Here is a 12,387-nt window from a genome sequence, read left to right as displayed (position 1 = left end):
TTAAAGAAACAAAGTACATTATCAAAATACTTTTTTTAAAATATTTCAAAATACTAAGCTCAAAATTATGCTGAGTGAATAAGTAACAAAATACGTTCTTTTGACGCTTATAACGACTGTTTTTCAAAGCCGCTTTTCATAAGACAAATAAAAAACTGCTTTTATAAAACGTAAGACTTTGAATTTGCTCTACTGTTAAATCTAGATTTTACTTTTTTTCATAAGTGAAATGCTTCTTAAAGCAAATAAAAGGATAATAAAATTATAACTGTTATAAAATATTAGTTTTAAATGTTTTTATAACATACCTCATTTATGGCTCTAAACGTTTAAACATTCATTGAAAAAAGCTCTCATAAGCGCCCTTTCATTTTACAAAAAAACAACTTCTTTGCACATGAACTTTTGTATATTTGTATTGGCAAAATTAACTACCCAAAATTCTGGAGTGTTATCTTGAGAGAAACTTTAATATTTATCTACTTTATCTAAAAAACAAATCCAAATTTGGATTGTTTGGTATTAAAAGAAAACTTTTCAAACAAACATTTAGAAACATTCAAAGATTTTTCTATTCGCTTATCTTAAAAGTAGGTGTCCTCAAATCTGGGGCCCAATGTTTTTAAACTGCAACTCTTAAAACGTTTTTTGCTCGCTTTTTTAAAACGTTTGGTGTTATGATAATGCTGTTCTAAAAACTCTCTACTTTACGTTCACCAATTTTAGCGATCGTTAATTTTGATTTTATCATGCAATTAACACTTCAATCATTAAAGCAAGAGGTGATCTTAAACCTATACAATTTATATTATCGATAATTTCAAACGATTGTATCTAATAATAACTATCGAGTTTTATTCTAAATAATGTATTATAAAATGTTATGAATGATAGCATCTTTACATTTCATTTAAACGTTTACATGCATTATAAGATTGGCATCATAATTTGCTTTTTATACCCTGTTTATACAGGAGCAATTCAATCACATACAAAAGTGTGATTTCTTAAATGGATTCATATAAAATAGATACAATTAACATATCGATTTTCTATGTTTTATGCATAACATGATATCATTCAACTCATTGGTTTTCAATCTTCAAACACAATGATTCATGAAAAACTTATCTTTACTGCAGATTTTATTTACTAAAAAACAGAAGAAATCATTTCTTTTTAGAACGTGCCGCAAAAGGATTATCCGATGCTCGTAACGATATGCGAATTGGAACACCAAGCATATCAAACCTATCACGCAATCCATTGGAAAGATAACGTAAATACGATTGAGGCATTACCTTTGGTCGCGAACAAGAAATCATAAATCCAGGAGGACGTGTCTTAACCTGTGTTATATATTTAATCTTAAGTCTTCTCCCTGAAATTGCAGGTGGCGGGTGATGCGCAATAACAGTTTCAAGCCATTGATTCAATTTCCCTGTTGAAATACGGCGATTCCATACACGGTGCATCATCATGACATTTTCCATCAGCTTATCAACCCCTTGACCATATTGGCCTGATAAAGGGACGGCTCTCAAACCACGGACCTGAGGAAGAAGACGACTACATTTTTCATGAAAATCAATCAATGTTTCCTGAGTATTTTCAATAAGATCCCACTTATTAAAAGCAATAAGAGGAACCCGTCCTTCGCGAATTACAAGATCAGCAATTTGTAAATCTTGCTTTTCAAAAGGTGCAGTTGCATCAAAAACGATTACCACGACCTCTGCAAAACGAATTGCACGTAAAGTATCTGCAACAGAAAGTTTTTCCAATTTTTCTTGAATTTTTGACTTTCGACGCAAACCTGCAGTGTCAAAAAGTTTAATATGGCGACCGCGCCATTCCCATTCTACTGAAATAGAATCACGTGTAAGCCCCGCTTCAGGTCCTGTTAACAACCGATCTTGTTTTAACATACTGTTGATAAGAGTTGATTTTCCTGTATTTGGACGCCCCGCAATTGCAATTCGAATGGGCTTGGTTTCATCATAAACAGACCACTCATCCACATCACCACCGATAGATGCAGACTGTACAGAAATATATTCTTCTTCGTCTTTGTTGCCAAAAGCACGCTCTTTACCAATAGCATCTATAATTGCATCATGAAGATCCGCAAACCCCAAACCATGTTCAGCAGATATTGGACAAGGCTCACCCAAACCTAATGACCACGCCTCATATTCTCCCCCCGTTGCCGCTTTTGATTCAGACTTATTGGCAACAAGCACTATCGGCTTTCCTGCCTTACGCACCAGCGAGGCAAAATTTAAATCAATTGGTGTTATTCCGCTTTTTGCATCAAACACAAATAAAATAAGATCTGCTTCATCAATCGCAGCTTTTGTATGAAAAAGCATACGACCTTCAAGTGTATGATCACCCGCTTCTTCTAACCCTGCCGTATCAATCACATCAAAACGCAAATCTTGAAGTTCTGCCGCGTGAATACGCCGATCACGTGTCACACCTGGCTTATCATCAACTAAAGCCAATTTTTGCCCAACCAAACGGTTAAACAGCGTTGATTTCCCAACATTGGGGCGACCAACTATAGCAATGGTCAGGCTCATAAATTTATTCCTTATTTGCCCTGCCTTCGGCTTGTATAAGCTCAAGCATAATTCGAGCCCGATCTGTTACTCTTAACCCTAGAGCACCTTCTTCAGAAATTTTCTGAAAATAATCAACCGCTTCATCTATCTTATTTTCTTTATATGCAGCTAAACCCAAAACCTCTCTTGCAGACATACGCATAGGATCAATATCATTTGCCATATCTTTGACACGTTTTTTGACATCCTCCAAAGTACCAGTATCAACCAAAATATAAGCTGCACGAATTTTGGCAACTTTCCGTAAAATTTGTGGTGCTTTTTCATCAGCTGCAACAGAATCAAAAATCTCTACTGATTTAACAACGTTACCTTGTTCCATAAATAAAGAAGCTTCACGCAAACGAGCAAGAAAAGGATATCCTCCAAAATGAGAATCTTTAACATTTTTTAATTGTTTCATCGCCTCATCAAAATGGTGTGTATCCGCAAAATTAAGACTTTTGACAAATGTATCACCAACATGTTCAGCTCTTTTCATTTGCCAATGATGATAAATTTGATAAGCAGCAATCATCAGCACAAAAACAATGATGGCAGCAATAATTGAAAAACCATAACGTCTCCAAAAAGCAAGAGCCTTTTCTTGACGAAATTCTGCATTAACTTCAGCAATAAAACTATCATACGACATATATCATACCTTGGAAAAAAATTACTTTCTGTGCTTTTACGCATAAATGAATAAAGATGGTAGCCCTAATTCACGAAAAACCTAAAATTTCTAGTTTATTTTTTAAAAAATCAATATGTATCTGAATTTTTCAAGCTTTTGCAACAATATCAAACTCACAACGATGTAACTATCTTTTGGTTCATCTTACAGTCTTTATATCCTTGTAATTTTATCAAAAAGTTATCATAAATCTTTATACTCACAACGCATGCCATCCCGTAATCTAAAGAACTACTTGTAGCCTTCCCTCGTTCATTATTGGGTAAAGAAACCACCTTTAAAAACCTTAAAAGAAACGGTTATATTGTCTTTATCAAAATACTAAGTACAGTATTACGATATTGAAAAGCGCATTTATTAAAAATATCCTCAAATATAGCTCACGTTTCACAATTCAAAATATCTATAATAAAATAAAAAAAAGCGCTGTGTTCCAGAATAAAAGGAATTCTTTATTTTGTGATAACGTACCATACAAAACCAAAACTCCAAAAGCCTCTTTATTTAATGTAAAGTATATCTCTTCACCTTATCTTCCTATAATGATCTTTTATGATCGGGTCTCTACAATTTTTAAAAATATCTTACTGTAATGGCCAAATCCACATAAGCATTGGAACAGCAACAATGACTATCAATACTGCCAATGGAGCCCCCAAACGTGGGTAATCGCTAAACCGATATCCTCCTGGTGCCATCACAAGCATATTGCTTTGATGTCCGATAGGTGTAAGAAACTCACACCCCGCACCAATTGCAACAGCCATCAAAAAAGCTTCAGGCTTATAATGAAGGGAATGAGCAAAACTTGACGCGATTGGTGCTACCATCATCACTGTCGCCGCATTATTCAAAAATGGTGTTACCAACATAGCTGTAACTAACATAAGTGCTAATGCACCAGATGGTGGGAAAAATACTGCTAATTGACTAAGCCACTGACCTATAAGATCTGTGCACCCTGTCTTCTCTAGCGCTTCACTCACAGGAATAAGAGTCGCTAATAATACTAATATTTTACCATCTAATGCCTGATACAAATCACGTGCTGGCAAAACTCGAAAAACAACCATTGCACCTGCAGCAGAAAAAAAAGAAAAGGCAACCGGAACAATATGAAAAGCTGTAAAAATAATCGCTATAAAAAGAACAGCTAAAGAGACAAAACCATGCCGTAAATTACCAAACACAATGTTACGCTTTGCTAAAGGCAAACATTTTAATTCCCTCAATAAATTTGGAATAATCATATCCTGCCCCTGCATAACAATTACATCTCCAAGATGGAAAACAATATCACCAAGCCTTCCCCGTATTCTTTCATGTTGACGACTTAACGCAAGAAAATTCACATCATAGCGATCAAATAATGAAAATTCCTTTGCACTCATACCAATAAGAGGCGAATTATGTGTAACAACGGCCTCAATAATATTCATATCGCTGTCTTTGTCCCCCGTAGAAATAGTTCGATCCGTAAAAAATTCTAAGCGAGCAGAATTCATCACGCTGTCTAAACCTGTATGAGAACCTTCTAGCAAAACGATATCGTTTTCAGATAAAATAAAGTCTGGCAATGGCGAAATAGATGTTTTGTTTCTGATGATTTGAACCACCATGACGTCACCACCTGATGGCTTAACAAGATCAACTATGGTTTTTCCTATAATCGGTGAATTTGTTGGAATATGCACCTCTGAAACATAGTTACGAATATCAATAGCATCATCAAAGGATACCCCTGAACGGACACGCGCAGGTAAAAGACAAGAACAAAAAATCAAATATAAGACGCCAACAGTAGCAACAGCTGCACCAACTGGTGTAAAATCAAACATGGTAAAAGGAACCCCTGCCAAACGCTCTTGCATAGCTGAAATAACAACATTAGGGGAAGTCCCTATCTGAGTCATCAAGCCACCTAGCAAAGAACCAAATGCCATTGGCATCAAAAAGACGGATGGTGATACTTGAGAACGACGAGCAAATTGAAAAGCAATTGGAATCATAATCGCCAAAGCACCAATATTTTTAACAAACATTGATAGAACCACGACAGAAGTAACCAAGAAAGCCAATTGAAGCCGCACTGATTTGACATCTGGCCATATCCGTTGAATAATAAATTCCATTATACCAGAACGTGATACAGCAGTACTGACAACAAAGACACTCCCCACAATAATAACGATATCATTACTAAAACCGCTAAATGCCTCTTTCGGACTGACAAGCCCAACAGCACAAGAGATCAGTAATGTACAAATAGCGACAAGATCATAACGAAATCGATCCCAAATAAAAACGACCATCATGAGACCAATAATAGAAAAAGCCATTATTTGATTTTCTGTCATGATACCCATCTCTCCCCATTAGACTAGAATGAACAACAACTATCTTTTATGTTTTAACTATTTCTACAAACAGCGACAAGATATATTGGACACAACGTTATAATGATTTAAAGCAATACAAGTTGTGATCAATATATACTCTCCTATATAGGGTTTGTTATAAGATGCTGAAGTCAAGGAAAATTGTTGACATTTTATGAAAGCATATTGCCAAAAAAGATTGGCAATGATTCTATATATGAAATGAGGGTGAAAGTAGAAACTGATGTATACAGTGTTGGTATCTTCTTTGTTGTTGTTAAAAAATATTTTCATTCTCATCACAGAATAACATAAAATGAAAGAAAAAAATGATGGATAATCTTAACAGTGGATATCGGAGTCATCTAAGATACTGGCTGACTTGTGTTATTGGATTTATTGTTATTCTAGTGATTATAATTGTTGGTGGTTTTTATGCGACAAAACCTTACCTTGATAGTTTTGTAAAACGAGAAATAGCCCGCTATTCTATAAAGGCAGAAACATCTGAAATCAGTATTATTGGCAAAGCCAACTTAACAAATGTTACACTACCAGCGCCTGCAGGCACCTCACTTAAAGTTGGTGCCATTTCTGCTCGCCCTCCTATTTTCTTCATCCCTGGAAGCTTTACACTTTATAATGTTGATTTAGAGTATGATGATCTTCATATACAAATTCCTGAAATCTCTCTTAAGAGCGTATCCTTAAAAGAAAAGAATAAAACTATTGCATCACAGCTTCTACAAACCATTATGCGTATTGAGCTTTCTTCAATTGTTGCCCCGGATATACGTCTTTTTGTAGAGAATCGAGACAAGCATACTGAAAAACTTGAGATAAAGGATTTTCAGCTTTCTGATTTTAAAAATGGTCGCATTCGTTCTGTTAGCATCAAAAACATGAACTTTAACATGGCAGATAAAAATGACGCCAAACCTGTAAATTTTATAACCAAAAGTGGTACAATAGAAGCACGTGATATCGACATTAACTACGTCGTTAACTACATCTATTCTGTCATTTTGGGAAAAAATAATCCTATTAATCAAGGAAAAGACATTATTGGTCCCATTTCTTTTAAAAACGTAATGGTCGATATTTTTGAAGGAGAAGAGAAAAATATCTCTTTCTCTCTTGGCTCACTTAAAACATCTGGTTTGAAAATGAAACCATCCGAACAGACGCCTGGAAAATTGATCAAAAATTACCTTAACACAAAAAAAGAAAATCATCAGAAATCTGGAAAAAAAGCACGATATGACATTATCGTAGATAGCCTATCCCCCATTACCTTCGCTGATGCAGAAATGAGTAACCTTGCCATTTATACGCCACAGTTTCAAGGAGCATTTGAATCATTTCAATTTAAACAAAACCTGTGGAATCATCCTATACCCAAGAATCTTTTAGTATCTTTTAATAATCTTTCGATTTTGCCTAAAAAAATGGAAGAAAAAGACTTAGAACTCTTCAAAAAAATGGGTTTTGAACACATTAATCTTTCAGAAAAAATTGATTTTTCTTATGATGAAAAAAAAGGCATGCTCTCTCTCGCATTGTCTTTCAACATACACAATATTGGGTCTGGAAAAATATCAACAAAATTTGTTGATGTTGATGAAAAACTCTTTTCTGCTCAAAAAGATGCAATAATTACTGCTCTTCAAGATCTTGGTATCACTGAAACTGACCTCCGTTATACAGATGCCGGTTTCATTGATAAGCTTTTTTCTTATCTTGCACGAAATCTTAATGATGAAAAACATGATCTCAAAAAAGAGCTCTATGAAGATTTCTATCTAATAGTGACACAAAGCCCGAAGATATTTTTAAAAGATCATGCTGAAGCGGAAAATATTTCAAAATCTTTAGGTGACTTCGCTAAAAATCCTCAAACATTAACTATTAAAATTAAAGCGAAAGACAATGAAAAACTCACAATATCCGATTTAGAATTAGCCCTACAAAATGATTTGTCCACAGCTTTAAGCAAAATACACCTAAGCATAAAGAATGAGGCATCACCTTAAAAAACATATTTCACTTTAAGCATAATGATCTTGTCTATAAATTTAAGAGCTTTATTCCTCTTCTTTCTTTTATATGATACAAGAGAGTGTCATACAAAGTGGTTTACACTAAAAGATATATGTTCATAAAATTGCCGATACTTGGAGTTGTTCATGTCTGATTTATCTTCAAATCGCCTGCCTAATCGCGCTTCTCGTGTCACAAATCAAGCGCTTTCCGCTATCGAGCGTTTTCTTCATATTGAAGCTCTCAGCGGTATTGTCCTTTTATTAGCTGCTGCTGCTGCACTCATTTTTGCGAATTCTCAATATTCTTCTCTTTATGAATCTCTATGGCATACATCTTTTGGCTTTAACTTAGGACATTTCACCCTTTCATGGGATTTACACTTCTGGATTAATGATGCTCTCATGACTGTTTTTTTTCTCGTTGCAGGAATGGAAATCCGGCGTGAAATTCATGAAGGAGCTCTTGCTGATTTTAAACAAGCAGTTTTGCCAATTGTTGCAGCAATAGGTGGTGTTTGTCTTCCTGCAATTATTTATCTTAGCTTTAACTTTAACGGAGGACATATACATGGTTGGGCTGTACCAACAGCAACAGATATTGCTTTTGCACTTGGCATTCTTGCTCTTCTTGGAAAAAAAATTCCCTCTAACTTACATATCATTCTTTTATCCCTAGCAATTATTGATGATATTATTGCTGTTCTTATTATTGCTTTCTTCTACTCAACGAACATTGATCCTAGTGGTTTAGTTATTGCAGCTGCAGGTATTGCTTTAGTGATCTTTTTTCAATGGATTGGACTCGCATCAGCATGGCTTTATATTCTGCCTGGTGCAGTCATCTGGTGGGGTTTAATGATAACAGGTGTTCATCCATCGCTTGCAGGCGTCATTTTAGGTATGATGACTCCCGTTTTCCCTACCCGCACTCTTGTCGCACCACTTACCATGTTAAGCAATGCAATGCAGGTTCTGCAAGAGAAAAACACAAAAACAGACCTACATCATATCTCAACTGCATTGAAGAAAATGCGTAAAGGACAACGTGATATGATTGCACCAGTAATACGTGTTCAGAAAGCATTACATCCGTGGGTTGCATATGGTGTAATGCCAATTTTTGCCTTTGCAAATGCTGGTGTTAGTTTTGCAAACTTTGATCTTTCTTCTCATGGATCATCCTTAGTTGTGCTTGGCATTGTTATTGGTCTTTTTATGGGTAAACCTTTTGGTATTATTGCTGCCAGCTATTTAGCTGTAAAATCAGGACTATGCCGTCTGCCTCCTCAAATGACATGGACAGACATTTTACTTATTGGTTTTTTAGCAGGAATTGGTTTTACAATGTCTATTTTTGTTTCAATGCTTGCTTTTAAAGATATTGTTCTACTTGATTCTGCAAAAATTGGTGTACTTTGTGGATCTGGTTTATCTGCTTTGCTCGGTCTCGGATATGGCTTCATTTACATTAAGCGCAATAAAAAAACGCATGTTAGCTGATTTATTAAAAACTATGAAAGTTTTTTACTGAACTTGATACCAATAAGAGAAGAGAAATAAAAAACTATACCTCTCTCTGCAAAAGAGAGAGAGAGTTTAATACATTCCGTACATTGATATATCTCTCGGCAAGAAATTTCTGTGCAGATGCGTCATTCCGGTTTTTATCTATCCCTCACGCGCTGTACTGTGTTATTATTTTTATCAAAAGCCATAGCCATAGCCATACTTTTTTACGTACCCCCAAAATACAGCGTAACAAATAGATGTTTCTGACCCTTTAATAAGATTGTAAGGAATACCATTCGTAATATGTGCAGATCCATAAAATCATACCATTATACATCCCTATAGCATTATTAAAATCAAGCGTTTATAAAAAGCTTTATACTTTATAAATAGACTGCCATTAACATAAATATACTGCCATTAACCAATATCTGTATTTTCCCGCCATTGTATGACTTGTATTGAATGAAGATAGCATACAAACTTTCTTCCTATCGATATTGATTGGACAAATTTTATAAACTAATAAGCTTTACATAAAAGACAGATCATCAATCGGTTTAAGGCTAAAACTGTATCTGTTTGTCTCTTTGGATTTTTCATCCTTTACTTTATTATCATATGATCTTCTAATACATTGATTGCTCAGCACATAATAAAGCAATAAAATTAAATCCACAAAGCACGCATACAGTGCTCAGAGATCATTTGTAAAAATGCAAAATATCAACGATATATATATTATTCATTCTCCTTTACCCAACGGCGTGAAAACAATCTAATAAATTAAATCTTATGAGTTCATTTAGCCAAGTATTGATAAAGTTTTCTATGAAATAGCGTATTTGAGCGATTAAGAACTTCTCTTCTTCCATTAACGCTCATAGGATAAGTACTCCGCTCCCCCATATATGAAAATTTTATATTATTTGAAAATTCTTTTATAGCTAAAAATACTTAACCCTTATCAAGCCCATAAACAGCATGTAATGTTCTAACCGCAAGCTCGGTATAAACACTGTCGATCAAAATAGAAATCTTGATCTCTGAAGTTGTAATTGCTTGAATATTAATACCTTTTTCAGCTAAAGCCTTAAATGCTGTAGCCGCAACACCTGCATGGCTGCGCATTCCAATACCAATAACAGAAACCTTGGCAAGATCTCTTTCAAATTGGATAACATCAAATCCAATCTCTTTACGATTTTTCTCAAGAAGTGCAACCGCTTTATCTACATCTGCTGATGGTACAGTAAAAGTCATATCAGTTTTTGAACCATCTTCAGAAATATTTTGCACAATCATATCAACATTAATTTGCGCTTCCGCCAAAGGGCCAAAAATTGCCGCGGAGATCCCTGGACGATCAGCCAATCGACGGAGAGAAATTTGTGCTTCATCCTTAGCAAAAGCAATACCAGTAACATTTTGTTGTTCCACGATTTCATCCTCATCGCAAATAAGTGTTCCAGAAGAACTCATTGGATCTCCCATACCTAACACACTAGGGTCCTCAAAGCTTGAACGCACGAAGGTACGAACTTTATGAACCATTGCTAATTCAACAGAACGAACCTGTAAAACTTTTGCTCCAAGAGAAGCCATTTCCAGCATTTCTTCAAAAGCAACTTTTAGCAAACGGCGTGCTTTAGGTTCTATACGTGGATCTGTTGTATAAACACCATCCACATCTGTATAAATATCGCAGCGATCAGCTTGTATGGCTGCTGCTATCGCAACGGCACTCGTATCTGATCCCCCACGACCTAAAGTAGAAATCCGATTATCTGGAGCTAATCCCTGAAAACCAGCAATAACTGCCACCTGCCCTGCTTGAAAACTCTGTATTAAAAAAGATCCATCAATATCTGTAATACGTGCACGACTATGGGCGTTATCCGTACGAATAGGAACTTGCCAACCAAGCCATGAACGAGCATTTACTCCCATTGATTGAAGTGTAAGAGCTAACAACCCTGCTGTTACTTGCTCGCCAGAAGCAACAACGACATCATATTCATAGGCATTCTTATATATTGGTGAAGCATCACACGTCCACTGAACAAGCTCATTGGTTTTTCCAGCCATCGCGGATACGACAACAGCAACCTCATTACCTGCATCTACTTCTCTTTTGACATGCCGTGCAACATTATGAATACGCTCAATGTTTGCTACAGATGTTCCGCCAAATTTCATGACAATCCGCGCCATCAATAACACTCTTACCTTTATATTTCTTATCTCACACGACAATGAGAATAAGATTATGCTAGCATATTAACAAATTATTTTTCCACATACAGAATATCTATAATTTGTGCAAATTTAATTATGTTTATATTAATTTTTCTTGACTTTAGAATAAAATCCACCTGACTTTATCATAAAAAATTAAAAGGATAGCAACATGATAAATGAAACGCGTACCACCATTGATCAAAATGAAATTGATCACTTTTCACGTATTGCTGCGGAATGGTGGGATCCGCAAGGGAAGTTTCGCCCACTTCATCAATTCAATCCCGCACGTCTTGCTTACATTAGAGAAAAAATCTGTTTAGAATTTAATCGCGATCCTGTTTCGCTTATACCCTTTGAAAATTTGAAAATCCTTGATATCGGCTGTGGAGGTGGTTTGTTATGCGAACCAATGGCACGTCTTGGTGCTATAGTTGTAGGAGCTGATGCTGCGCAAACAAATATTGAAGTTGCAAAAATTCACGCAGCCCAAAACGGACTTTCAATTGATTACCGCGCCACTACTGCAGAAGCACTTGCAAATGAAGGAGAAAAATTTGATATCATCCTCAATATGGAAGTTATTGAACATGTCTCTGATGTAAATCTCTTTATAGAAACCACAGCAAAAATGCTCAAACCCCAAGGGTTGATGTTCGTCTCAACACTTAATCGAACATGGAAAGCATGGGGACTAGCCATTATAGGTGCTGAATACATCTTACGTTGGTTGCCAAAAGGAACCCACGACTATAAAAAGTTTCTCAAACCCCAAGAACTTAAAAATCTCTTGTCAAAGAACACTCTCACTGTCATTGATGAAGTAGGTATTACCTACAATCCATTAAAAGACAGTTGGAACCGCTCAAAAGACATGGATGTTAACTATCTGCTTCTTGCAAAACGATCTTAAG

7 protein-coding genes are annotated in these 12,387 nt (G+C 35.6%); 3 read left to right on the top strand and 4 right to left on the bottom strand.

The features are described from left to right. Nucleotides 1-1,169: 1,169 nt before the first annotated feature. The 3 genes from der to ABID39_RS01870 form a co-directional block, all read right to left on the bottom strand. Entirely contained in the window at nt 1,170-2,585 is a 1,416-nt protein-coding gene (gene der, locus ABID39_RS01880; RefSeq protein ID WP_354185482.1) for a ribosome biogenesis GTPase Der, read from the bottom strand. A 4-nt stretch (nt 2,586-2,589) separates the two neighbouring features. Continuing rightward, nucleotides 2,590-3,261 (bottom strand): DUF2659 family protein, encoded by a 672-nt coding sequence (locus ABID39_RS01875; RefSeq protein ID WP_354185480.1) that lies wholly within the window; start codon nt 3,259-3,261, stop codon nt 2,590-2,592. A gap of 626 nt (nt 3,262-3,887) precedes the next feature. After that, the gene (locus tag ABID39_RS01870; RefSeq protein WP_354185478.1) at nt 3,888-5,660 is read right to left on the bottom strand and encodes an SLC13 family permease; all 1,773 of its coding nucleotides are present in this window, start codon (nt 5,658-5,660) and stop codon (nt 3,888-3,890) included. Between the two features lie 353 nt (nt 5,661-6,013). On the opposite strand from ABID39_RS01870, the gene ABID39_RS01865 reads away from it, so the two are divergent. Together ABID39_RS01865 and nhaA are read left to right on the top strand one after the other, a co-directional pair. Further along, nucleotides 6,014-7,714, top strand: coding sequence for an aq_1923 C-terminal domain (locus ABID39_RS01865; protein ID WP_354185625.1), 1,701 nt, complete (start codon nt 6,014-6,016; stop codon nt 7,712-7,714). Nucleotides 7,715-7,867: 153 nt separating this feature from the next. Beyond that, nucleotides 7,868-9,223: a Na+/H+ antiporter NhaA gene (gene nhaA, locus ABID39_RS01860; RefSeq protein WP_354185476.1), complete on the top strand. Its 1,356-nt coding sequence runs from the start codon at nt 7,868-7,870 to the stop codon at nt 9,221-9,223. Nucleotides 9,224-10,189: 966 nt separating this feature from the next. Here the strand turns inward: nhaA and ABID39_RS01855 are convergent. Further along, complete coding sequence (locus ABID39_RS01855; protein WP_354185474.1) at nt 10,190-11,446, bottom strand: aspartate kinase; 1,257 nt, start codon at nt 11,444-11,446, stop codon at nt 10,190-10,192. 196 nt (nt 11,447-11,642) lie between these two features. Here ABID39_RS01855 and ubiG point away from each other — a divergent pair, with 196 nt between their 5' ends. Beyond that, the gene (ubiG, locus tag ABID39_RS01850) at nt 11,643-12,386 is read left to right on the top strand and encodes a bifunctional 2-polyprenyl-6-hydroxyphenol methylase/3-demethylubiquinol 3-O-methyltransferase UbiG (protein WP_354185472.1); all 744 of its coding nucleotides are present in this window, start codon (nt 11,643-11,645) and stop codon (nt 12,384-12,386) included. Nucleotide 12,387: the final 1 nt, after the last annotated feature.

Source organism: Bartonella japonica (assembly GCF_040545385.1).
In the GTDB taxonomy this organism is placed as follows: Bacteria; Pseudomonadota; Alphaproteobacteria; order Rhizobiales; family Rhizobiaceae; genus Bartonella; species Bartonella japonica.
The sequence above is the reverse complement of the archived record's forward strand: the minus strand, read 5'-3'. Positions and strand labels throughout refer to the sequence as shown.

Bases quoted from the DNA above. Each gene is read 5' to 3' on its own strand.
- der (WP_354185482.1), bottom strand. From the start codon at position 2,585: ATGAGCCTGACCATTGCTATAGTTGGTCGCCCCAATGTTGGGAAATCA.
- ABID39_RS01875 (WP_354185480.1), bottom strand. From the start codon at position 3,261: ATGTCGTATGATAGTTTTATTGCTGAAGTTAATGCAGAATTTCGTCAA.
- ABID39_RS01870 (WP_354185478.1), bottom strand. From the start codon at position 5,660: ATGACAGAAAATCAAATAATGGCTTTTTCTATTATTGGTCTCATGATG.
- ABID39_RS01865 (WP_354185625.1), top strand. From the start codon at position 6,014: ATGGATAATCTTAACAGTGGATATCGGAGTCATCTAAGATACTGGCTG.
- nhaA (WP_354185476.1), top strand. From the start codon at position 7,868: ATGTCTGATTTATCTTCAAATCGCCTGCCTAATCGCGCTTCTCGTGTC.
- ABID39_RS01855 (WP_354185474.1), bottom strand. From the start codon at position 11,446: ATGGCGCGGATTGTCATGAAATTTGGCGGAACATCTGTAGCAAACATT.
- ubiG (WP_354185472.1), top strand. From the start codon at position 11,643: ATGATAAATGAAACGCGTACCACCATTGATCAAAATGAAATTGATCAC.